This is a genomic window from Akkermansiaceae bacterium (assembly GCA_017798145.1).
Lineage (GTDB): Bacteria > Verrucomicrobiota > Verrucomicrobiia > Verrucomicrobiales > Akkermansiaceae > Luteolibacter.
The window spans coordinates 1,207,722-1,229,806 of record CP059069.1 but is presented as its reverse complement, the minus strand read 5'-3'; the positions used below and the strand labels follow the sequence as shown (position 1 = coordinate 1,229,806).

Annotated in this window: 20 protein-coding genes; 12 read left to right on the top strand and 8 right to left on the bottom strand. The window is 62.5% G+C overall.

The window, feature by feature from the left end:
• Nucleotides 1-8: 8 nt before the first annotated feature.
• Nucleotides 9-962, bottom strand: coding sequence for an AEC family transporter (locus HZ994_05255; GenBank protein ID QTN31756.1), 954 nt, complete (start codon nucleotides 960-962; stop codon nucleotides 9-11).
• Nucleotides 963-1,017: 55 nt separating this feature from the next.
• On the opposite strand from HZ994_05255, the gene HZ994_05250 reads away from it, so the two are divergent.
• Entirely contained in the window at nucleotides 1,018-2,946 is a 1,929-nt protein-coding gene (locus tag HZ994_05250; protein ID QTN31755.1) for an ABC transporter permease, read from the top strand.
• Nucleotides 2,947-2,948: 2 nt separating this feature from the next.
• Nucleotides 2,949-3,770 carry an RDD family protein gene (locus tag HZ994_05245; protein ID QTN31754.1) on the top strand — a complete coding sequence of 274 codons (822 nt, stop codon included), beginning with the start codon at nucleotides 2,949-2,951 and terminating at the stop codon, nucleotides 3,768-3,770.
• On the opposite strand, the gene HZ994_05240 is transcribed toward HZ994_05245, so the two are convergent.
• The 4 genes from HZ994_05240 to HZ994_05225 all read right to left on the bottom strand — a co-directional run bounded on the left by HZ994_05240 (nucleotide 3,749) and on the right by HZ994_05225 (nucleotide 7,024).
• Entirely contained in the window at nucleotides 3,749-4,378 is a 630-nt protein-coding gene (locus HZ994_05240; protein ID QTN31753.1) for a hypothetical protein, read from the bottom strand. The genes HZ994_05245 and HZ994_05240 overlap by 22 nt on opposite strands.
• 155 nt (nucleotides 4,379-4,533) lie before the next feature.
• Nucleotides 4,534-5,748, bottom strand: coding sequence for a DUF393 domain-containing protein (locus HZ994_05235; protein QTN31752.1), 1,215 nt, complete (start codon nucleotides 5,746-5,748; stop codon nucleotides 4,534-4,536).
• Nucleotides 5,745-6,224: a hypothetical protein gene (locus HZ994_05230; GenBank protein ID QTN31751.1), complete on the bottom strand. Its 480-nt coding sequence runs from the start codon at nucleotides 6,222-6,224 to the stop codon at nucleotides 5,745-5,747. The genes HZ994_05235 and HZ994_05230 overlap by 4 nt, the downstream gene beginning before the upstream one ends.
• Complete coding sequence (locus HZ994_05225; protein QTN31750.1) at nucleotides 6,221-7,024, bottom strand: sterol desaturase family protein; 804 nt, start codon at nucleotides 7,022-7,024, stop codon at nucleotides 6,221-6,223. The genes HZ994_05230 and HZ994_05225 overlap by 4 nt, the downstream gene beginning before the upstream one ends.
• A gap of 80 nt (nucleotides 7,025-7,104) precedes the next feature.
• On the opposite strand from HZ994_05225, the gene HZ994_05220 reads away from it, so the two are divergent.
• Nucleotides 7,105-7,977: a LysR family transcriptional regulator gene (locus tag HZ994_05220; protein QTN31749.1), complete on the top strand. Its 873-nt coding sequence runs from the start codon at nucleotides 7,105-7,107 to the stop codon at nucleotides 7,975-7,977.
• A 9-nt stretch (nucleotides 7,978-7,986) separates the two neighbouring features.
• On the opposite strand, the gene HZ994_05215 is transcribed toward HZ994_05220, so the two are convergent.
• Nucleotides 7,987-10,359 carry a PPC domain-containing protein gene (locus tag HZ994_05215; protein ID QTN31748.1) on the bottom strand — a complete coding sequence of 791 codons (2,373 nt, stop codon included), beginning with the start codon at nucleotides 10,357-10,359 and terminating at the stop codon, nucleotides 7,987-7,989.
• 41 nt (nucleotides 10,360-10,400) lie between these two features.
• On the bottom strand, nucleotides 10,401-11,732 hold the full coding sequence (locus HZ994_05210) for a DUF1501 domain-containing protein (GenBank protein QTN31747.1): 1,332 nt from the start codon (nucleotides 11,730-11,732) through the stop codon (nucleotides 10,401-10,403).
• 137 nt (nucleotides 11,733-11,869) lie between these two features.
• On the opposite strand from HZ994_05210, the gene HZ994_05205 reads away from it, so the two are divergent.
• The 9 genes from HZ994_05205 to HZ994_05165 all read left to right on the top strand — a co-directional run bounded on the left by HZ994_05205 (nucleotide 11,870) and on the right by HZ994_05165 (nucleotide 21,043).
• On the top strand, nucleotides 11,870-14,401 hold the full coding sequence (locus HZ994_05205; GenBank protein QTN31746.1) for a hypothetical protein: 2,532 nt from the start codon (nucleotides 11,870-11,872) through the stop codon (nucleotides 14,399-14,401).
• A gap of 12 nt (nucleotides 14,402-14,413) precedes the next feature.
• Entirely contained in the window at nucleotides 14,414-14,818 is a 405-nt protein-coding gene (locus tag HZ994_05200; protein QTN31745.1) for a (deoxy)nucleoside triphosphate pyrophosphohydrolase, read from the top strand.
• 18 nt (nucleotides 14,819-14,836) lie between these two features.
• On the top strand, nucleotides 14,837-16,120 hold the full coding sequence (locus HZ994_05195; GenBank protein ID QTN31744.1) for a hypothetical protein: 1,284 nt from the start codon (nucleotides 14,837-14,839) through the stop codon (nucleotides 16,118-16,120).
• Nucleotides 16,121-16,180: 60 nt separating this feature from the next.
• Nucleotides 16,181-17,155 carry a 6-phosphofructokinase gene (locus tag HZ994_05190; GenBank protein QTN31743.1) on the top strand — a complete coding sequence of 325 codons (975 nt, stop codon included), beginning with the start codon at nucleotides 16,181-16,183 and terminating at the stop codon, nucleotides 17,153-17,155.
• A 45-nt stretch (nucleotides 17,156-17,200) separates the two neighbouring features.
• The gene (locus tag HZ994_05185; protein QTN31742.1) at nucleotides 17,201-18,343 is read left to right on the top strand and encodes a beta-lactamase family protein; all 1,143 of its coding nucleotides are present in this window, start codon (nucleotides 17,201-17,203) and stop codon (nucleotides 18,341-18,343) included.
• 231 nt (nucleotides 18,344-18,574) lie between these two features.
• Entirely contained in the window at nucleotides 18,575-18,988 is a 414-nt protein-coding gene (locus HZ994_05180) for a GAF domain-containing protein (protein QTN31741.1), read from the top strand.
• 16 nt (nucleotides 18,989-19,004) lie between these two features.
• Nucleotides 19,005-19,280, top strand: a complete 276-nt coding sequence (locus tag HZ994_05175) for a hypothetical protein (protein QTN31740.1) — start codon at nucleotides 19,005-19,007, stop codon at nucleotides 19,278-19,280.
• Between the two features lie 137 nt (nucleotides 19,281-19,417).
• Entirely contained in the window at nucleotides 19,418-20,305 is an 888-nt protein-coding gene (locus HZ994_05170) for an NAD(P)-dependent oxidoreductase (protein ID QTN31739.1), read from the top strand.
• A gap of 6 nt (nucleotides 20,306-20,311) precedes the next feature.
• Complete coding sequence (locus HZ994_05165; GenBank protein ID QTN31738.1) at nucleotides 20,312-21,043, top strand: alpha/beta fold hydrolase; 732 nt, start codon at nucleotides 20,312-20,314, stop codon at nucleotides 21,041-21,043.
• 11 nt (nucleotides 21,044-21,054) lie between these two features.
• Here HZ994_05165 and HZ994_05160 read toward each other — a convergent pair whose 3' ends face one another.
• Nucleotides 21,055-21,960 carry an endonuclease/exonuclease/phosphatase family protein gene (locus tag HZ994_05160; GenBank protein QTN31737.1) on the bottom strand — a complete coding sequence of 302 codons (906 nt, stop codon included), beginning with the start codon at nucleotides 21,958-21,960 and terminating at the stop codon, nucleotides 21,055-21,057.
• Nucleotides 21,961-22,085: the final 125 nt, after the last annotated feature.

Sequence of the window (22,085 nt, the reverse complement as noted above, 5' to 3'; positions counted from 1 at the left end):
TCTTGGGCTCAGGGGCTGATCGGCGTGAGATCCAGGTAGCGGATGCCGAAGGTGATGATGTAGGGGAGGGTGAAAACCGAGACCACGGTCGTGGCGATGACCACCTGCACGGCAACAGCCGGGCGCCCGCCGTAGATCCGGGCTAGGAGGATGGGTACGAGCGCGGCCGGCATTGCCGCCTGCACCAGCAGGATCTGGCGCAGTTCGGCGGCCATGGGTATGAATTTCGCGCAGAGGATGATGACGGCGGGCATGATGGCCAGGCGCACCACGCACGCGGCGGTGATGATTCTCCAGGAGGGTTTCTCATTCCCTGCCAGATCCATGATCGTCGCCCCCGTCATCATGATCGCCAGCGGGAAAGCTCCGGTGCCGAGCATGGAAACCGCCGTTCGCGGTGGGCCGGTGACCAGATGATCCACATGCAGGATGACCAGCACAAGGCCGATCCCCACCGCGATGATGGGGCCGTTGGCGAGGCGCTTCCACGGCACGCCGGTTTCCCCGGACATCAGCATCACTCCCACCGACCAGATCGCCATTTCCACGCCGATGTTGTGGACAAAGAGGAGGGCGACGGCGGATGTGCCCCATAGGATCTCAACCACGGGGACGGCGGTGAAGCCATAGTTCTGGCAGCCTGTGGCGAGCGCGAAGGTGCGTATCCCGTGACCGGGCGTGAGGCCGATCGCTTTTCCCGCAAGGTAGCCGATGCCGATGCCGAGGATGATGAGTGAAAAGCCGAGTCCCGTGCCGGTTGCGAGAACCTGTATATCCCGCAGCACCTCGGCACCGAGCATCTTGTCGAGGATGAAGCACGGCAGCAGCACCGAGAAGATCACATGCATCACCCCGGCGTCATGCTCCTGCTTGAGCACGCCAAGCTTCCTGAGCGCCGCCCCGCCTGCCATCAGCAGATAGACGGGCAGCACCGAGAGGATGACTGTGGTGGGCGAGATCAAGTCGTGGAGGTTCGGCGGGTGAGGCGGAAATGTCGATTGTGTAGTGTTTCGGAGTTTGATCCACAGCACCGCGTGCCCTCGTCCATCCCGGGCATTCCGTAATCCATGCCGGAATCAGGGAAAAGGGCTCGGAATCCACCCTAGCAAACTCCTCGAACTCCGCCATTCCCGTCTCCTCACCACCATCGCCGAGCTCGCCCTGGCCTACGATTGCCTCGCCGGGAAGACCGTGGAGAAGGGGAAACAGGCGGTGCATGCCTTCGGAGAGCTCTCCTTGGGCGGGCAAAGCGATTTTCAGGCAGCTGTCAGCCTCCGCTTGCTTCCGGTTTTGGTTGCGCCGGGGGGTGGGATGGGGCTAGGTCTGCGTATCGAAAAGCGCTCTTTCAGTTTCATGTTGGCCAGGCGGTATCTGAATCCGCGCCGCGCCGTGCTTTCATCCTTCACCCTGATCTCGTTGGTCGGGGTGTTGCTGGGCGTGCTGGTGCTGGTGGTGGTGATGGCGGTGTTCGCGGGGCTGGAGCGGAATGTGAAGGAGCGGCTGCTCGGGTTCACCCCTCACGTTCTTGTTAGGACGGTGGCGCTGCCGGATGAGGAGGATGCGGCGCCTTGGCAGGATCTTGCGGATGAGGCGGCGCGCATCCCCGGTGTTGCCGGTGCGACGGCGTTCGTGGCGGACAACGTGATCCTCGATGTCGGCTCATGGCAGCGGCCGGTCAGTTTCCGGGGGATAGACACCGGCGATGCGGCGCAGGTGAAAGGCGTTTCCGACATGCTGGATCTGGAGAATTTCCCCGATTCCAGCGCCGATCTCGGTCTGGATGACAGGGCGGTGATTTCCTCCATCGTGGCGGAGCAATTCAAGCTGCGGGTGGGGGACACCATGCGGCTGTATTCGACGCGGAACTTTGAGGGGGTGATGCAGGCCTACAAGGCGACCGAGAAGCCGGTGGCGCGCGAGGCGTATGCGGACGACTGGGCGACGGTGTCCGAGGTGCTGCGGGACAAGTGGTCCGAGGACGGGGAGAATTTCACGATGCCCGCCGATGACCTGATCGGCGCGTATCATGCCCTTGAGATGATCTTCGCCGAGGACATCCGTGCCCCGGAGCGTGAGATGGTGGAAAATCTGCTGCGGGCGATGGAGGGCGGGGAGCGCGGGGAAGGAGATGCTATCTTCCGCTTTTCCAAAGACAACAAGGAGGCGGTGATCGATGGCTTCGATGCGTTGGAGAAAACGGATGCGGAGAAGATGGATGGCGAAATCCTCAAAGGGCTCAAAAGCCTGGTGCTGCCCAAGGAGGCGGTGGTCGCCGGGATCTACTCCGCCTCGCAGATGGCGGTGACGCCGGATCTTTTCGTGCCGCTGCCGCTGGCACAGGATCTCGCGGGGCTGGGAAGCCAGGTGCAGGGGATCGCGCTGCGGCTGGAGGATCCGTATGAGGCGGAGGAGGTGGCGGCGGCGGCGAGGAAAAGCCTTGGCCCGGAGCGGTATGTTGAGACCTGGGGCGACCAATACCAGGCGTTCTTCGCGCTCATCAGCCAGCAGCGGGTGATGATGTATTTCGCGCTTTCGTTCATCGTGCTGGTGTCGGCGTTCTCGATGATGGCGGTGATGTTCACGGTGACGATCCAGAAGAGGCGCGAGATCGGGGTGATGAAGGCGCTGGGTGCCGCGCCGGGCCAGATCGTGCGGGTGTTCCTCTATCAGGGGATGTTGCTGGGCTTGCTCGGGGCGGCGCTCGGGGTCGGCCTCGGGCGCATCGTGATCCATTTCCGCGGGGTGGTGCAGGAGGGGATGCGGCTGATCGGGTTCGATCCCTTTTCCGCGCAGCTGACCGGATTCGGGGTCTTGCCGGCATTCAACGATCCCCTGGAGCAGGCGGTGATCGGGTTCCTCGCCTTTGTTTTGTGTTCGCTTGCGGCGCTGGTTCCCGCATTTTTCGCAGCCCGCAGCGATGCCGCGAAATCCCTGCGCAATCTCTGACCATGGAAATCTGGCTCATCATCAACGGCAAGCGTTCCGGCCCGTATCCGGATTATGAGATCCGTGGCAGGATCGAGCATGGGGAAATGGGGCGGGATGAAATGGTCTGGCATGAGGGGCTGGCGGAGTGGACGCCGGTGGGTGAGCTGGAGCTGTTCAGCAAGAGCTTCGGAGGTGGGCGTGCGAAGGCGCTGCCACCTCCGCTGCCGACCGGGCATCTCGATAAGTCCGGACAGCCGAATCCGCATCTGGGCAGGAGGTTCTGGGCCCGGTGGCTGGATCTGATGGGTTTTTCCGCGCTTTGGTGGCTGGGGATGTATCTGAGCGGCAGGGATATCGAGGTTGCGATGGCGAACATGTGGCTGCTGCTGTCCATGTACATGCCCTGGTTCGCCATCGAGTCCTGGTTGCTCCACAGCTTGGGATGGACTCCGGGAAAATGGCTGATGGGCTTGAGGGTGGTGAACGAGGACGGCTCCGCCCTGGCGCTCAAACCGGCGGTCTGGCGCTCGCTGCGGGTGATGGTCACGGGGGTGGGTTTCGGCTGGGGCCTGCTGGCGGTCCTATGCAACGCGATGAGCTGGTTCACGACGAGGCGGCTCGGCAAACCGATCTGGGATCACATCGGCGGGCACAAGGTGGTGGCGCGGGATATCGGCGCATTCCCCATCCTTGCCATGATCTTCGCATTTCAATTCTTTTTGGTAATCCACTTTTGCGTTCTCGGAAGATATGCGATGAAGCACCAGATGGATGAGATGACCCCGGAGCAGCGAAAGATCGCTGAGCAATGGGAGAAGATCTATTTCCCGGAGAGGAGATGAGGGGTCTTCTTCTCCTGGCGGACTGAGCTGTCCACCACCTGCCCGGGCGTGACGATATCGAACCAGCCGTTGCGGTGCACGGCATCGAGGTGGCAGCCGGAATAGTGCAATCCGGCCACCACGAGTGTGGCGCAACTGAATTTCCCGCCGATCTCGGAAATGGAATCGGGCTGATAGGGCTTGTTTCGGAGTCCGAGCACTCCCGCGTAGTCGTAGGCATGTTCCGCATTCCCGGCGGTGATGGTGACCTGCCGGGAGAACCCATGGAGCCTTGCCAAGTCGAGATCTCCGCACGGACGGTAGGCGACCCAATGCTTTCCCTCCAGGTAATCCGTGGCCGCATCCGCATTGGCCGCCTGTTTCATGGCGATCTGGAGCAGGCGGAGATCCGATGTGGCAAGGTCGTTTCCAGGATCGGGTACGATTAGGGCGATGTGTCCGTAGCGGAATAGGTCGTAGGGGATCTTCTGGATTTTCCCCTTGCGCAGCTGCGTCCACGCTTCGCTGTGGCTCATGTGGAAGGCGATCACGTCACCCGGCCTGAGGGTGGCGATGGCGGCGCTTTCGGATGGGGTGCCGGGATGGTCGTTGCGGGCGATGACATCCATCGTTTTCCCTGCGTTGCGAGGGGGCCTTTCCGCGAGTGAAAAGGGCAGCCGGCCCTTGTGTGGGGTCTGGCTCCCGCAACCTCCAAGCAATGAGAGCAGGATAATGACGGCCAATGGGACGGTGATTCGGCGGCTGCGTTTTTTTGTTTTGGTTGTCACAGGAGTTTTGAACGGATCCCTGCGTCCGGAAGTCCGCAGGAAAGGTTTTTCCCAAACCAGCGGTAGCGGTTTGCGGCGAAGCGGTCGTATGCGAAGCCACCGGCGGATTTCGGCAGCCATGAGGCGCAGCAGGCGGCTATCCGCCACATGCCGCCGAGCGATTCTAGCAGTGCGATCACGGCGGGGAATTTCGTCAGGATCGCGCCATCCGCCTCGATGACCAGACCGGTGAGGTGTCCGGAGCCGGATGTGGCTTCCATTTGTTTGCCGCGATCGCTTTGCAGGGTGGTGAAACGGATGATGTCCCGATCATCCTGCCCGGCCAGGAAACGGATGGAGCGGCTGCAGGTCGCGCAATCGCCATCGTATGCCACGATGATCCTTGAGAATTTTCCGGGTAGCCAGCGGTGGTCGAAGGTGAAGGCATGGATCATGAGCATCCCGAGGCTGAGATCGGCGAAATCCACCACGAGGATGATGCCGATGTGCAGCAAGACCATCACCAGCCAGATCCACGGGCGGGTTTTCCTGAAGCAAGCAAGTGGCAGGTATAGCAACTCGGCGGCAAGCGTGAACCAGGTTGCGGAGGCCAGGAATCCGTCAGGAAGCGCGAGCATGGAATCACGGATGAAACCTGGGCGGGCGAGGGGGTTTTCTAACAGGAATCTCATCGCGCTGCCATCCGTCCAGGAAGGGGAGTGGAGCTTCGTGTATCCGCTGAAGGTGTAACCGGCGGCGAGTAGAAACCACGCGCAGCGAGGGATCCAGGCAGGCATTTTCCAATCATCGCGGATCCTGCCGGTGGAAAGGGGCTCGCCTCCGGGCACGATGGCAGAGAGTGCCAGCAGCAGGCCGACGTATGGGATGGATGGATTGGAGATGAGGTTGTTGCGGTGGAACAGGGCGGTCCAGCCGAACCAGAGGACAATGGAGACAAGCGGGCGTAGGAATCCCGCTGCGTAGCAGAGCGAGAGGGCGACCAGCGATATCAGGATTGCGGCGAGGGAGGCGGGCGGAAGCCCGAGGTTGAGCGGATTCGGGAAAAGCCCTGCGGCGGGATTGAGCGATGGGTCGCCGATCAGGCCGGTGCTTCCAAAGAGTTCGGTGGCGTAGGGAACGAGGCCGGTGAAGTGGATGGCGAGGTAGGCTCCGAAGATGATGCGGAAAGCGGTGAATTGCCATGCGGTCATGGCGTTGGATGAGGCGTTCATGGATTTGCGGAGTTGGTTTGGATTTCATAAATCCACGGGCCGTGGCTTTCTCCGTCGCGAGGAGTCACGATGACTTTCAACCCGTTGACGTCCGCCGGGATGCCGAGTTCGGAGCGCATGGCTGAGCCCGGCGAGAGTGACTGTGCGAAGAGGTTCTCGCGAAGCTCCATCGGCAGGCGCGGAGCAAAGGCGAGCGATGCGCCGTAAACGTTGCGGCGGTTGTATGGGCCATGGAGGCGGGAATAGATTTCCGGTGTGAGCGTCATGACCCACGGGTCGCCATCGCGCATCCCCTCCAAACGGAAGCTGGCTGCGAAGGCCTCGTAGCCGTCCGCTTCGCAGAAGACTTTCGGGAACGGTGATATGCCGCTTGCGAGCCCGGCTCCACGAAGGATTTTTGATCCAGTAAGGTATCCGGCCATTTGCAACGAGCCGATCCCGAGCAGGAGGCAGGCGATGAAGTTGCGCGTTTTCATGGGTTGTGGAGTTGTTTCGACATGGTGCAGGCCCAGCGTTTCGAGCAGCCGATGCAGGTGGGTGCCAGCACGGGGGAGGGTTCCGTTTTGTGGACGTCGCGGAAGGCGAGCATCTCGATGACGCGCTGCTCCCTGGCGGGATCGAACCCGCAGCGCGTGGGGGATTTCTCCGGGTTGTGAAAGGTTCCGAAAAGCCAGTCCCACAGCGGCAGATCCGCGTAATTCTGGGTGTGGTGGTTGCGCTTGTGATGGATACGGTGGGATTCGGGGCGTTGGATGAGGAATCCCAGCCAATGCGGGGTGCGTATGTTCCAGTGGTAGAAATATTCGGCGACGGCGGTAAGCCCGGTGTAGATCACGGCGGCGGTGACCGAGCAGCCGAGCAATGCATAAACCAACGTGGCGCTGATGAGTGAGTTCAGGAAAATTTCGAGCGGGTGCTTGTAGAAGCTGGCGAGCAGCTCGATGCGGCGGGGCGAATGATGGAGCTGGTGGCAGAGCTTCCAGAAAAAAGCGGACTCGTGCCTGACGCGGTGCCACCAGTAGTAAACAAAGGTGGAGACGAAGTATGCGATCAGCGCGGCCGGGATATCGCCGAGCCATGTGCTGAGATGGAAAAGCGAAGCCGCCGAGAGCCATTTCTCCCAAGTGAACCCGGCGAGGATGACAACCCCGACCTGGGCGAGATTGACGAGCAGGATGCGCAGCCACCAACCGCGAACCCGGGGAAGTCCGTTGGCAGGCCAGATGCGCTCGATGAGCACCATGAGCGCCGCGATGCATATCAGGAGAATCAACATGCTGCGACAATGCCCAATCCTGCTGTATCGCGTGAGTTGAAAATTATTTACAAAACATCGATAAAAACGATGATCAGGGCATGCAGGATCTGAATCTACATCATCTGGAGCTTTTCCACCAAGTGGCCAAGGCGGGTGGGATCACCGCCGCCACCCGCGCGATGAGCTATGGCATCCAGCAACCGGCGGTGAGTGCGCAGATTTCACTGCTGGAGGCGGGGATGGGTGTGCGGCTGTTCCATCGGAGGCCTTTCAAGCTGACTCCGCCCGGACAGGAGTTGTACGATTTCATTGCGCCGTTTTTCGGGAAGCTGCCGCAGGTGGCGGAGAGGATTGCGGGCAAATCCTCATCCCATCTGCGCATGGCCGCGCCCGGGATCGCGATGAAGAATTATCTGCCCGAAGTGATCTTCCGGATCAGGAAGAAACATCCGGCGATGGAACTCACCCTGCTGGATGTCGGGTCGGAAGGCGTTTTCCGGCTGCTCGAGAGGGAGGAGATCGATCTGGGCATCGTGGATCTGGATGCGAAGGTGCCACAGGGTATAAGCAAGGAGACGCTTGGTTCGCTGCCCCTGCTGTTGTTGTTGCCCGCCGGCTTGCCGATGCCGAGGGGCGGCCTTGCGAAACTTGCCGGGGAACAGGCGCTGATACGCACTTCCTCCAGATCGTCGATGGCGAGGATGTTCGAAAAAGGGCTGGCGAAGAAAGGCATCCGCTGGCCCGCCCGCATGGAAGTCAGTTCCATCGAGCTGGTGGAGGCATACGTATCGCGGGGGATGGGAGTTGGCGTTACGGTGAAGGTTCCCGGCGTCGGGTTTTCCAAGGCGGTGAAAACGATCGAGCTGAAGGATTTCGGGAAACTTACGATCGCCGGGGTATGGCGGGGTACGATTCATCCGCTGGCAGCGGAGGTGCTGGCGGAGCTCAGGCGGGTGGCTTCGTCGATCTGAGCATGTTCATCACTTTTTCTGCCGGAGCTGCTCGAGGCGGGAGAGGGGTTTGGCGGGCGGCGTGGCACCGGCGACTTCGGGCTGCGGTTTTGGGGCGGGCTTGCCTTCTTCCTTTTTCGGGGCGGGGTCGATGCGCAGGGTTCCGCCCTGGCCGGTCTGGTGGGTGACCATTGCGTCGCCTTCCGGGACGAGCACCTTGCAGAGGAGGCCGGTGGTTTTGCCTGGTTTTGCATCCGCGGCGATGGTGAGCGGGAAGGTGATTTCGGACTGATCCTTGGTGAATTTCACCGGTGACGAGGTCACGCCGAAGGGAAGCGAGAGCAGCTCGGCGGTGGCCTCCCCGCTGAATTCGCGGAGCTGCTCGATCTTGGCGAGCAGGGCGGATGGTTCGCCGATGCGGCCTGCGGCGAGGTCTAGGGTGAAACTGAGGTAGGGCTCGGCGACGATGAGTGGCGCGAATTGCGAGGAGACGGAGCGGCGACCGTTCGGGGTGTCTGAGGCGGCCATCACGCAGATCTGCCATGTGCCTGCCGCCGCTTCGGCGCTGGCGTTGAGTTCGTATTCGGCCTCGGTTTTTTCCGGCGGGATCTCAACGGTGACCGGGCCTGTGATTCCGGGTGGGAACCACGGGAGTTTCGCGGTGATCTTGCCTTTGAAATCGCCGCTTCGGGTCACCTGCATCCTGAGCATGAGCTTGCCGTTTCTGACGATGGGAACGGCGGGTGGGGCGAGCTCGATGGAGAACGGAACGGCCTCGGTGACGGCGGTGGGGATGCGATCCGAGGAAAACGAGTGGTAGGTTCCCTCGTTGTTGACCTCTATGTGGTGGACGGTGTCGGAGAGTGCTCCGCTGAGGTTTTCCGGGGCTTGCTCGCCGGTGGCGCGGATGGTGAAAGCCTGGAGGGAGGAGCCGGGGGGCGCGTCCGGCGATGCCTCGAAAATGACCGGGAAGCTGTTGAGCGATTTCGGGACGGGAGGCGCGATCATGCGGATGCCGGGGGGGAGATCCACGGTTTCGAAGGCGATGTCGCAGGCGGTGTTCTCACGCTTGAGCTGGATTACGGCGGCGCTGCGGTTGCCGCGGGGGATGGTGAAAAACTTTTCCTTCTGGGATTCGTTCCGTTCCGCGACGGGAAGCGATGCGGAGATGGCCGGCCTGCGGTTTTCGATCTCGATACGGAAGGTGAAGTCCGGGCCGGTGCGGCCGAGCTGGTCGCGGAGCTGGAGGTAATACGTGCCGTCTTCCGGGCAGGTCCATTTGATAAAGCTGTCCGGTGATAGCTGGTCGTCGTCGCTGGAGATGAGTGTCTTGTATTTCGCATCGCGGACCGATAGCACGGAATCGAGAGGCGAGCCGAGCGAGCGGGCGATGAGGCGGATATCGAGGTTCTGGCCTTTTTTCGCGGTGAAACTGAACCAACGCTGCGGGCTGGTGGCGTCAAGGATCCCATCGACGGCAGAGGGAATGGGCGGGAAGGGGTGGGCGAGATTGAGCCCGGTGTTGTTTTGCGGTTGCGACGAATGTTCGAGTGGCGAGACGGCGAATGGGACGGGCGAGGGGGCGGTCTCGCCGTTCTGCACCGGGTGGATTGCGAAATCCGGGGAAGCTTCGGAAGGGAGCGTGACGGTTTGCACGAAGGGGCCGGTGGGATCGCCGATGAATGTGAGATCCAGGGTTTCGCCGGGTTTCCCTCCGGGCGGGAAGACCGCAGTGGGTCTCGGGAAGGTGCCGATGTGGAGGCGGTATTTCGAGCTGTCGCCGCCCTCGTAGGCGGCTTCGCGGATCACGATGCGGTAGTCCCCGTCCTCGGGTGCGATGAAGGAAACGAAGGGATCGGTTTTCAGGAAAGGCGAGTCGTCGCAGGAGGCGATCTCGGTGTCCTTCGGATCTAGGACGGCGATGTAGGCATCGAAGAGCACGCGCCCGAGCCGCATCGCCTCGGCCTCGACGGAGAGCCGCTGGCCTTTTTTCAGGGCTACGACGAACATGTCCACGTCCTCGAGGGTGATGGTTCCCTCGACGGTCGTGTTGAGTTCGACGCGCTGGATCGGGTTGGGGTTTTCCTCGAACTCGACCGATTTCACGGAAGGGAAGGGGCCGACCCAGAACGGGCGCACGTAGGAGATGTCGTATGCGGTGCGGATGCGGACGGAGTGCTCGCCGAGGGGTGCGTCGGGCGCTATGTGGAGGGTGGCGGTGGCGAGTTTGTTGTCCTTTTCGTTCACCTTGAGTCCGGAGAGGGAGAGGCCGGGTTGGTAGGTGATGAGTTCCTGGAAGGAGGCGATGTTGTCATCGCGGAGGGTGACCGTGACGTCGGTGCCGCGCTGGCCGCCGGCAGGGGATATGGGGGTCAATCCGAAGGATTGCGTGATCAGTGCCAAGTGAGCGGTGATCAGTGGAAGAATACGAGGCTTAGCCATGGCTACGCTTTCTTTGAGAGGATGGCGTCGAGGATGTCGCCGCCGTCCACAATCTCGATGGGGCGTGCGCCGGGGGACATGAGTTCGCTTTCGGCGTTGATGCCGATCTGGTGGTAGATGGTTTTGGCGAGATCCTGGACGCCGACCTTGTCCTCCTCGGGTTCGCCACCAAGCGCATCGGAGGAGCCGTGGACGTAGCCACCTTTCACGCCGCCGCCGGCGAGCATGGTGGAGAAGACGCGCGGCCAGTGGTCGCGCCCGGCGGTGGGGTTGATCTTGGGGGTGCGGCCGAACTCCGAGGTGACCATGACGAGGGTGTTGGCGAGCATGCCGCGGCGGTCGAGGTCGCGGATCAGGGCGGCGATGGCCTTGTCTGTCTCGGGCATGTTTTTCTCGATGCCGTTCTTGATGTTGTCGTGGTGATCCCATCCGCCTGCGGTGAGCGAAACGAAGCGGACGCCGCCCTCGACGAGCCTGCGGGCGAGCAGCATGCGCTGGCCGGCCTGGGTCTTGCCGTATTCCTCCTTGGTCTTGTCGTCCTCCTTGGAGAGGTCGAAGGCCTCGCGGGCTTTCTGGGAAGAGATGAGCTTGTAGGCGTGCTGGTAGAACGCGTCCATGGAATCGAGCGCATCGGATTTTTCCAAAGTGCGGAAATGGTCGTCCACGGTCTGAAGCAGCGAGCGGCGGCGCTCGAAGCGTTTTTCATCGACCCCTGCGGCGAGGTTGAGGTCGCGCACCCGGAAATTGGCCTGTGCGGGATCCGCACCAAGGGCGAAGGGGCCGTAGGCGGAGGAGAGGTAGCCGGAGTTTGCGTATTCGTTTGGGACGCTGGGGACGCAGACGTAGGGAGGGAGATCGTTGCGTGGGCCGAGCTCGTGGGAGACGACGGAGCCGATGGAGGGGAAGGCGAGTGCGGGGGATGGGCGGTAGCCGGTGAACATGTTGTGGGTGCCGCGCTCGTGGGCGGCCTCGCCGTGGGACATGCTGCGTATGATGGTGACCTTGTCGGCGATCTTGGCCGTTTCCTTCATGAACTGGCCGAACTGGATGCCGGGGATCTTGGTGTCGATCGCGCCGAAGGGGCCGCGGTATTCGGCGGGGGCGAAGGGTTTCGGATCGAAGGATTCCTGGTGGGCGAGCCCGCCGGGGAGGAAGATGTGGATGACGCTTTCGGCGACCGGGGTGTGGAGCGGGAAGGTCTTGGTGGCGGCGCTGGCGCGCGATCCGAGGAACTGCGGCAGTCCCAATCCGACGGAGCCGAGCAGGCCGACGTAGAGGAACTCGCGGCGGGAGGTGTAACGGTCGAGCGGGTTTCCTGGGCAGTGGGGCTTCATGGAGCAATGGCGGCTAACCCGAGGGATACGCGGCATGGAGCCGTCATGTTGCATGGAATCGTGATCTTTCCGGCAAGCCGTGGAAGGCCGATATTATGGGGTGCAGCATGCGTGGCTTTCGTGTAATGCTGCGGCAGATGAAATTGCCAGAAATGAACGGCTTGGAGGTGCTCGGCACGGTGGGCACAGGAGAAAGCGGCAGGGTGTTCGCGGCGCGGGATGATGACGGGGTGGTGTGGGCGGTGAAGGTTTTCGAGGGCATGGCGGTGAACCGGGGGCTGCTTTCCAGGGCGGTCGCGCGGCTCGAGGCGGGGGGGTGGCCTGCGGGGCTTGCACCGATCGAGTCTGCGGATTTGGAAGGCCGGCCGGCGTGTTGGGTGCTGCCCATCTACGGCAAGGCGGAAGAGGAAGGGGAGAATTTTTGCTGGAGTCCGGCAAGCCTGCAGCACCGGCTCGGGGATCATCCGGGCGAGAATACGTGGGATCTTGTGATGGAGATCGGGGAGGCACTCGCCCAGATGCACGCGAGGCGGGTGGTGCACGGGAACCTCAAGCCCGGGAACGTGTTTTTCGGAGATGGCGGCGAGGTGAGGCTCACCGACTGGAGCCTGGGCAACATGCCGGGGATCACCCATTTCGATTTCACCGACGCCCTGCTTTACCAGGCACCGGAGCAGCTGCTCGATCCGGGCGGATACTTCGAGGAGGATGGCTATCGCTGGGATGTGTTCTCGTTCGGCGTGCTGGCGTTCCGCTTGCTGACGGGGCGCTTCCCGCGCTGCAACGAGATTTTCACTTCGGTGGCGCCAAGCGACGGTGAGACACGCATGGAGGGCATCCACGCGGACTCGGAAAAGATCGCGGCCAGCCTGCTGCAGGAGGCGAATTTCTCATGGGCGTGCGAGCCGCGCAACCTGCTTGAGTCGGGCTACCGGGAGTGGGTGGGCAGATGTCTGCGGCTTGATCCGCCGGAGCGGCCGGGTTCGATGGGGGCGGTGATGGAAGGCTTCGCGCAGGTGGAGCGTGATGTGGCGGCACATTCGGAGCGGGAGAGCCTGATGGACCAGCGCAGGCGGGCGGTGAGGTTCGGGCGGCGGGCGGTGTTTTTCGCGGGGATGGCGGCGGCAGCCTGTGCGGTTTTCGCAGGGCTGTGGCTTCTCACGCGCAGCAGGCTCCAATCCGAGCGGGCGGAGGCGCAGGGCGCGAAGCTTTCGCTGGAGACCAAGGCGGAAAATGCGGTTCAGGAAATGAACGCTGCGGTGGTTGCAAAGGCGGCGGCGGAGCATGAAATGGAGTATCAGCGCGATCTCGGGCTGGCGCGGCTGGAGGCCTCGCGGCTCATCGGCGACAGGCTCTTCGACTGGGCGATGGAGAAGGGGCGGCGCGACCTTCCCCCGCTCGACGGGCGAGAGCTGCGGCTGAAACGGCTGGAAAGGTTTTTCGAGGATTTCCTGGTAAGGACGGCGGAGATCAAAAGCCTCGACGACGAGCGCTCGCGGGTGCGGCTGCAGCTTGCGGAAGTCTCGCTCGCGGCGGGCGATGCGGAAGCCGCGGAGCGCAGGCTCGCTGAGGCGATCTCCGCTTGGACAGGCTCCGCACCCGATGGCGACACAAAGCTCCGGCTCGGCAGGAATTCGCTTTTGCTCGCGCTGCTGAAGCTGGAAAAGGGGGACGAAAAGGCCGGTGAGGCGTTCCGTGAGGCGCGGGATGCGCTCAACGCGGTGCCGCAGGCCGATGTCGATTCCCAGCGCCTCCAGCAGTTGCTGGCGATCCTGGATTTCCAGGAAGCAAAGCTCCTTGCCGCAGCGGGCGAGGACGGGAAAGCCCTGGATCAGCTCATGCGGGCCACCCAGAAGCTCAACGAACTCGCCGACGCCAGGCCGGATGCCGCCGTGCTGCGGTCTGAGCTGGCAGCGTGTTTCCTTTCCTCCGCGACGATCCTGGAGGGGATGGGAAAGCTCGGCGACGCGCGCGAAGTGCGAGCGCTGGCGGTGGCGGAAATGGTGCGCCTGCTCAACGAAAACCCAGAGGACATAGGCTTGCGGCTGGATCTGGCCGGCTGCTACGGCGCGATGGCTGAGGCTTCCGTCCTTTCCGGCGATGTGGCTGCGGCGGAGCAGGTTTCCGCAGAGGCGATGAAGCTCCTCGACGGTGTTTTGCAGAAACGTCCAGACTCCACGGTCGCGGCCGCCAGGAAGGCGGCGCAGCTCGGCCTGCAGGCGGGGCTGCTGCGGGACAAGGGCAAGGCGAAGGAAGCCATGGCAGCCTTCGAGCAAGGCATCCAGCTGCTGGAACGGCTCGGTGCGGGGCGCGAGCCGCTGGTGGATTACCGGCTTGCCTTGCTGTGGTGGCAGAAGGGCAGGATGCTCGGCTACGATGGCAAGAAGCAGGAGGAAATCGCACTGCTGGGAAGGGCCAGGGATTCCCTGATGGATCTTGAGGCGAAAGGTTTGGAGAGCGGTCTGCCGGTTGAGGAGCTGCAGCGGTCAAGCGCTTATCTGTTAGGGGATTTCGCGCTCGCGCTTGAGCTGGCGGACAAAAAGCAGGAGTCCGCGGCGATCTACCGCGAGGCGGTTTCCCTGTGGCAGAGGCTGGTGAAATCCCGGCCCCAGAGCGAGGAATACCGCGAAGGGCTGGAGTGGATACGCCAGCGGGCGGAGGATCTTTGACAAGCCGGGCTCATGTTGGAGGTGGTGTGCGCCGTGATTTCCGATGCCCGTGGCAGGATCCTTGCCTGCCGCAGGGGCGAGGGCAGGCATCTTGGCGGGCTATGGGAATTCCCGGGCGGGAAGGTGGATGCCGGGGAAAGCCACAGCGACGCCCTGAGGCGAGAGTTGCAGGAGGAACTCGGAATCATCGTTTCGGTGGGAAACAGGCTGAGTGCTCAGGTGGAATGGGCGGACGGCGATGTCTCGATACGCCTGTCGGCCTTCCATTGCAAGATCATCCACGGCCGTGCGATGGCATTGGAGCATTCGGAAATCCTCTGGTGCGATTTGTCCGGGCTTGCCGCACTGGACTGGGCGGAGGCGGACCTGCCCATCCTTGCCGAAATCTCAGGCGGTTTTTCTGGCGATCCATCCTGAGTGGATTATCCTGAGACCATGTTGTTTCCGGCAAAATCCAGAAATCGCAGCCTGATGGTCGCCGCAACGGTGTGTATTGCGTCATCCGCATCATCCGATGCCATCGAGATCGAGATCGACTACTCGCTGGATGCGAACGGTTTCTTCAACCAGCCAGGGTCCAAGGAGGCTTTCCGTGCCGTTTGCGATTATTTCGAATCCATATTGACCGACGATCTCGCAAGGATAGACCAGTCGGAGTGGACGGGTGAGACATGGGCCGCCAGGGTGAGGAATCCGGCCACCGATGTGGTGGAATCGATCCCCGGAAAGGTGATACCCGCCGATACGGTCGTCATCTACGCCGGAGGCAGGCCGCTGGGCGGCTCGCTCGGAAGGGGCGGCCCGGGCGGATACTCGGTGACTGGCACCGGAGCGGACGCGCAGGCGTGGTTCAACCTGGTGGAAACACGCGGTGAATCGGGGGCTCTGCAGGTGCCGCCGAGGGACTTCGCATCATGGGGCGGCTCGGTCGCATTCAATACGTCCACGACATGGAATTTCTCGCTCACTTCGGCGACGGGCAATCCCAGTTTTGTCAGCACCGCCTTGCATGAGCTCGGACATATTTTCGGAGTCGGCACCTCCGCATCCTGGACCGCCTACATCATCGGCTCCGTTTTCACCGGGCCGAAGTCCGCTGCGAGCTTCGGGGCAAATGTTCCGATGTCCGGTGACGGGGCGCACTGGCGGGACGATGCCGCCTGCGTTTTACCGAATGGATACAACCCACTCAACCCGCTCAATGTCCTCAGCAAGACAGTCGGGCAGTTCGGCACCCCGGCGGGGCTGGACCAGATCGCGAGGATGGATCCAAGCAGCTGCCAGATCCCTGGAAACCACCTGGTGTTCACCGAGCTGGATCTGGCCGGGCTTGATGACATAGGCTGGGACATCACAAGCGCCCCTCCGGCGGAAATCGTGGCACCCGCGCTGGCGATTTCCCGTAACCCCTCCAACGGGCATGTGACACTCTCATGGACGGCCGAAAACTCGTTCGCATACCAGCTCGAGGAATCGCCCATCCTTTCGGGCTGGCAGGATCTCGGTTCCCCCGTGTCCGGTGTTTCCGGGCCGGCCTCCGTCACCGACACAACGCCGCCCACCGGGGCGAATTTCTACCGCCTGGAGGTGGGGCCAGCCCCTGCGCCGGTGACACCGCCTTCCTTCGCATCCGCGCCGGAAATGTGGCTCGGTGAGGCCGTTCACGGATCCCGGGAGCCGGCGGTGGTGGAAAATTGCGGTGGCTGCGCAGCCCATTGAAGCGGCGTTTTCCGACGATCCGCCAAGTCCGGCACCTTTCCTGCTACCCGGCACCAGACCATGGGACAAAAGAAGCCAGGACTGGCCATCATGACATCCGGGGGCGACTCCGCAGGGATGAACCCCGCCGTGAAATGCGCGGCGGAATACGCCGCCCAGCGCGGCTACGAACCCTACCTCGTCTATGACGGCCTCAAAGGCCTGGTCGCGGGCAGGATCGTCCCGGCCACCAAGGATCTGCTTTCCGGAATCATGCACAAGGGCGGCACCGTCCTGCGATCGTCCCGCTCGCCGGAATTCTATGACCTGGCTGTCCGTCAGAAGGCCTACGACAACCTCAAGTCCCATGGCATCGGAAAGCTCATCGTGATCGGAGGCGACGGCTCGTTCCGGGCGCTCAACCAGTTTCATGCGGATTTCAAGATCCCCTTCGCCGGCATCCCCGCCACCATCGACAACGACATCGCCGGCACCGACTACTGCCTCGGCGTTGACACGGCCCTCAACGTCATCCGCCAGTCCATCGACTCGATCCGCGACACCGCATCCTCCTTCTCCCGCGCCTTCGTCGTCGAGGTCATGGGTCGCCACTGCGGGTATCTGGCCCTCACCTCCGCTCTCTCCTGCGGGGCGGAAATCTGCCTTGTCCCGGAAATCGAATACAACCTCGACACGATCGGCGCGCGCATCAAGGCGGAGATCGAGGAAGGGCGCGGTTACGTCATTGCCGTCGTCGCGGAGGGCACGAAAATGGGGGAATACATCACCCGATTCATCAACGACTCCATCGGAATGGAGGCGCGCCTCACCGTCCTTGGCCATGTCCAGCGAGGCGGATCGCCCACCGTATACGACCGGATCATGGCATACAAGTTCGCCGTTGCCGCGGTCGATGCACTGGAGGCCGGGCACACGAATTCCATCATGATCTACAGGGACGGCACCTACGGCGAGCTTCCCATCGAACAGGTGGCGGATGCGAAATACAAGATCGACCCCGCGCTCCTGAAACTCGGCAAGCCGCTCGGCTGCTGATCCCTTGCCAGCCGGGATCGCGCTCCTTAGGGTTCCCCCAAGGCCATGAAAAAATTCCTCTCCTCAGTTTCACTCGCTCTCGCGCTCCCAGCCGCCGGGGCGACATCCACGCTTCAGCAAGCCCTCGATTCCTTTGCCGCGGACCAGATCGAATCCCGCGAAATCGCCGGGGTCACCGCAGAGGTGGGCAACCGCGAAGGCATCCTCGCCGCCGCCACCGCAGGTTTCGCCAACATCGCAACCGGGGAGAAACTGGCGCCGGATCACATGTTCTGGATCGCCTCGATGACCAAGCCCGTCACCGGCACCGCGATGATGATGGCCGTCGAGAAAGGCTTCGTCGCGATCTCCGATCCGGTTTCGAAACACCTCCCGGAGTTCAAGGATCTCAAGGGTGCGGACGGAAAACCCGCCACAATCACAATCGCCCAGATCCTTGCCCACACCAGCGGACTTCAGGATCTGGATGCCGGGGAAAACGCCACGACCACCACACTCGCCGAACTCACCGCACTCGTTTCCAGGAAGCCCCTCCATTTCGAACCCGGCTCCAAATGGCAATATTGCCAGACAGGGATCAGCACCGCCGCGCGCATCATCGAGGTCGTTTCCGGAAAATCCTTCCCCGATTTCCTGAACGAAAGCCTCTTCACCCCCCTCGGCATGAAGGACACCACCTTCAACCTGACCGAGGCCCAAGCGAAGCGTCTCGCCGTCTCCTACGCGACCACCAAGGACGGTTTCCAGCCCCAGCCGGTGAAAATTTTCTACGGGAAACCACCGACCTCCACCGATCGCTTCCCCAGCGCGGCGGGCGGCCTCTTCTCCACCGCCGCCGATTACGGCAGGTTCGCCCGAATGATCCTCAACGGCGGCGAGCTCGACGGAAAACGCTACCTCACCGCGGAATCCATCGCGGAAATGACCCGCTCCCACACCGGCGATCTGAAGGCCGGCTTTGTCCCGGGCAGCAACTACGGCCTCGGCTGGATCCGTGTGGCCGAGCCGGTCGGCGTCACCGCCCCGCTCTCCCCCGGTTCCTACGGCCACGGCGGAGCCTATGGCACCCAGGCATGGATTGATCCCGCAAAAGGACGCTACACCGTGATGATGGTGCAGCGCACGAACTTCAACAACGGCGATGCCTCCGGCACCCGCAGGCAGCTTCAGGAGGCGGCTGCGAAGTGAGCTAGGCTTGCCAGCGAAGAGACGAGCCCCACGCTTGCATCTCCGGAGTGGCTCCCCATCCGAAACAAGGCGGGAACATGCGCGGCAATCCCGTGCCCAAGGCGTCCTGCAACAGGCCTGTGAATCTGAACGGGACTGGCAAGGAACCGGAAGTGGCCTTCGCCGCCGTGATGCGCGAAATGTTCCGCCTGGGGGGATGGACAGGGGTGCCTTGGTGGGTTAGGGTGGGGTATGAAAGACGCCGGGCTGATGCTGAAAGATGCGATGGATGAGTTTTCCTGCCAGACGGGAACCTTGCACCGGGCGGAGGGCGAGTGGCTGCATCTGGTGGCGCATGCAGGGGTGCCGGAGTTCCTGCTGGAGAAAATTTCCAGGATACCCTTCGGGAAAGGGATCGCGGGCGTGGCGGCGGCGACGCGTGAACCGGTGGAGCTGTGCAATCTTCAGCAGGATCTCGGTGGGGTGGCGAAAGAGGATGCGAGGAAAACGGGTGTCTCCGGTTCGCTGGCGGTGCCGGTCCTTTCGCAAGACGGCAAGTCGGTGATAGGGACCCTCGGGGTGGGCAAGGTGGTGCCCTATGATTTTTCGGATGCCGAGAAGGCGCGGCTGGCAGAGATCGGGGCGGGGATGGCGGCTTGTCTCTGAAGCGGAGCGACCTGCCATGTTCCCCGCATTTCTCACCGTCCTTGTCATAACCTCGCCCCTCACGCTCTGGCTTTTCGTGATACGGCGCTACTGCATCAGGAATGGCATGGCTTACACGCCGGGGGCGAACTGGGACACCACCATGTGGATCGACTGGCAGGAGGCGCGCGAGCTCGCCGCGCTGCGTGGCGACCGTGCGATGATACGCTGGTGCCGCCTGTTCCTTGCGATCAAGCTGATCTTTGCGGTGCTTGGTTTCCTCGCGCTGGCCGGAAGGGTGGCGCTGATGTGACTGTGGCGGCCTTTGCCATGCGACCCGACGGCGAAATCCCTCGGGACCGCGGCTTCGCCCCTGCCTGGTGAGATATCTATCAGATCTCGCCCTTTTTTGTATTGCGGTATGGCCGTCCATGTGGGTTTTTTAGGGCGATGAGCAAAAAGAAAATCGGTTTTGTGGGGGCTGGGCGGATGGGTGCGAACATGGCGCGGCGGCTTCACGACATGCACTACGATGTCACGGCGATCCATGACCACTGCCATGAGGTGGCGGAGGCGGTGGCTGCCGAGATCGGGGCGAAGGCGGTTATGTCACCTGCGGAGGTGACGGCGGCGGCGGATGTGATTTTCACGGTGGTGACGGATGATGCCGCAATGGTTGGGATTTTCTCCGGTGCGGGATCGCTCCTGGAGGGGGCGGAGGGCAAGACCTTCATCAACTGCGCGACAGTAAGCCCGGAGGCGCATGAGATGGCGGCGGAAGCCGCGGGCAAGGCCGGTGCGGAGACCATGGCGGCGAGCATGGCGTCCTCGATCACCCAGGCCCGGCAGGGGACGCTCTATCTGATGGTGGGCGGGGATGAGGCGGTGTTTTCCGAAAACGAAGCCCTGCTCCGTGACATTTCCTCATCGTTGAGATACGTCGGGCCGGTCGGGAATGCGGCGAAGATCAAGGCTCTGGTCAACATGGTGATGAACATCAACACCGCAGGGCTGGCGGAGGGGCTGGGGCTGGGCCATGCCCTTGGCATAGACCTGGATCTTTTGCGGGAGGTTTTTGCGCAGACGGGTGCGAACTCGCGGGTGCTGGAGACCGACGGGGACGATATGGTCCTGCGGGAGCACGATTGCTTTTTCTCCGCCTCCCATGCGGCGAAGGACAGCGGGATCGCCAACCGGATCGCGGAGCGTGCGGGCGTGAAAGTCCCGCTCTCTGAGGCGACCGAGGCGCAATACAGGCTGCTCATCGGGATGGGACGCGGGGAGTTGGACAAATCCGCCGTGGCGGAACTCACTTTCCCGGGGCGCGCGGAGAACTGAAGAATCATGACCACGACAGGCCAGATCAGGAACGAGCAGGGGGAGCGGATCGACACCGCATTCCACGGCGGAGACAGGCAAGGCGTGATGGTTGTGCTCGGCCACGGGGTGACCGGGAACAAGGACAGGCCGCTGCTGGTGGCCATCGCAAATGGGCTTTCGGCGAAGGGTTGGCCCTGTGTAAGGTTTTCGTTTTCGGGGAACGGGGAATCCGAAGGGAGCTTCGCCGATGCGACGATCACCAAGGAAACCGGGGATCTGATGGCGGTTCTGAGGGCGGTGCCGCAGGAGCGGCGGATCGCATACATCGGGCACAGCATGGGGGCTGCTGTGGGTGTGATCAACGCGAGCCGAGGACTTGCCATCCAGGCTCTGGTTTCCTTGGCAGGGATGGTGCATACGGGGGAGTTCCTGGAAAGGGAGTTCGGGGATGTCAGCCCGGGCGAAGGGAACATGTGGGATGAGGAGGGCTGCCCGCTATCCAAGGCTTTTTCCGAGGACATGAAGCAAATCGGAAGCCTTGTCGAAACGGCGGCGAAGGTCAGGCAGCCATGGCTGCTGATCCACGGCACGGCGGATGATGTGGTGCCGCTCCAGGATAGCATCGACGCCCATGATGCGGCGAGGTGCGAGAAGAAGCTGATCCGCATCCCGGATGCCGGGCACTCCTTCGATGAGGAGAGCTACCCGGTGGTGGTGGAGGCCATCGACGCGTGGCTGACGCAGTGCTTCGGCTAGCAGGCCTCTGCCTATTTCACTTCCAGAAGCAGCCCGACCGGATCGTGATCCGAGGCGGGCTCGTGGCCTTGCTTGCCACGTAGCGGATCCGGCATGGCCTTTGCCTGTTTTTCCCTGAAGCCCATGGTCATCATGTAGTCGAAGGTGGTCGGCTTGAATTTCTTGTCCCATGGGGGGTTGTGCCAGGTGAGGCGCTGGTCTTTCGGCGTGGAATCCCATGAGTTGTGGAAGCCGGCCTTGACCAGGTCAGCAACGACGGTGCACTTTGGGAACTGGCCGTCGTGGTTGGTGTTGAAATCCCCGCCGATGAGCCAGCCCGCGATCTTGCGCCCGGCGAAGCGTTTCTCCATCTCGGCCTTGTGGGCGAGGATCTGGCGCACGGATTCCGCGCGGGTGTTGGCCACATCCTGCTCGCCCTCCGGGGTGTTGCTGCCGCCGTTGCTTTTCAGGTGGACGGAATAGACCATGATCAGGCCGCCATCGGGATGGAAGAGGGCCGCGAAGGCAAATCCACGACGAAGGTTCGGGAGGTTGGCTGTGGGCTTGAACGGCTCGAAGAAGGCGGAATCCGCCTTGAGGTTCGAGGCGATGCAGCACTGCTGCAGGCCGAGCTTGTCGGAATCCGGTTCCGGAAAACGGCTGAAGACATCGACTTTCATCCCCGGCATGGTGGCGACGAGTTTTTCGAAAGCCACCTCATCGCTGACTTCCTGTGCGAGAAGGATGTCCGGCTTGAGCTTCTCGAGTTCCGCCTGGACGGCTGCGAACTGCTTGTCTTTCTCATCCTGTTTTGCGTTGGGGCGCCCGCCGGGGAACCACTCGATGTTCCATGAGAGCGCCCTGACGGGTTCTGCGGATGCGGTCATTGCAGCACTGAGTGACAGCGCGAAAAATGCGGATTGGAGGATACGATTCATGGTGATGGTGAGGGTCTGGCCGGGGTATCAGTAGGCGGGATATCAACCGGTGGCAAACGAATCCCGGAAAGGCTACGCAGAATCCGCATTGCTCCTTGCACCATGGCACACGGATTGCCAGCCTA